This window comes from Moorena sp. SIO3I6 (genome assembly GCF_010672095.1).
The window spans coordinates 1-1,002 of the sequence record NZ_JAAHHU010001783.1; the positions used below are offsets into that span (position 1 = coordinate 1).

At 40.2% G+C, this 1,002-nt stretch carries 1 protein-coding gene; it reads right to left on the bottom strand.

The window, feature by feature from the left end:
* The coding region (locus F6K49_RS53105) for an IS4 family transposase (protein WP_293111195.1) at nt 1-1,002 on the bottom strand (1,002 nt) is incomplete at its 5' end.

Consider the following 1,002-nt stretch of genomic DNA (forward strand, 5'->3'; position numbering starts at 1 on the left):
TCAAAATCTCACCCAATTATGAGCATGCAAACCAATGTAAAAACTACTATGTCTTCGCTCTGTTCGCTTGACTTCTTTCACACGACCGATGTACTTTTGTATTCCTTTACGCTTAATTGTTCGTCCTTTTATAGTGGCACTGGTGTAAGCAATTGTCATCACTAAAATTAAGTTTATTAATCGCTCGCCTTCCACTTTACATCCCTCCAAGTTATAGCCCCCTAGCTTAAAATCTCGGAACATTTCTTCTCTAGAAAATCTTTTCCGGTAGGCTTCGATTGCTTTTGACAAAGTGCTTAAACTTGTCAGGATAAACCAAGCTTCATCGGAGCCAAATCCTCGGTACTTGCGCTGCCATTTACAGGCTATATTAAACGTCCCAAATCCTTTTTGTTTGGTCACTCTGACTTCGTTTATAAATAGACTCATTCCAGGCACTAATCCTAAGTTCATTAGTTCCACTAACTGGTCAGTCTCAGCCTCGACAAAGGTACTCTTCTTGAGCCGTAAACAAAAGTCTACCGCTTGTTGTGAAAGCCAATGCCCCAGTTTGACTCCACAAAATTCTCGGTCTCCTAGAACAATAGTTTTATAATCCTTTAATTGAGATAAAGCTTTGCTCAATACCTCGGTTTGTTCTTGATAATTACTACTCCCTTTTTTGTCTAAAATAGTCCAGTATATTGGCCAAGCCCTTTTGTCCCATATGAGACTTACAATCAGGATATTAATACAACTCCAACTGGTACGGTCAATCGCAATATGCACCACTTGGCCTGGCTCAATTGATTCAATCAGTATACTTTGTAGAATCGGCCACCAAATGTGCTCAATACCTAACCCTTTGAGTCCCAGAAATCTTTGCAGCTTTTTGCGACGACTTTCAAATAAAATTGGGAATGGTATGGATGCCGCTAGAGTTTCGAGCCTGACGTTTTTGACCGATTGCAAAACTGTAACCAACAAACTCAATACCAGATAGTGAGCTGTCGTGAGTTGACA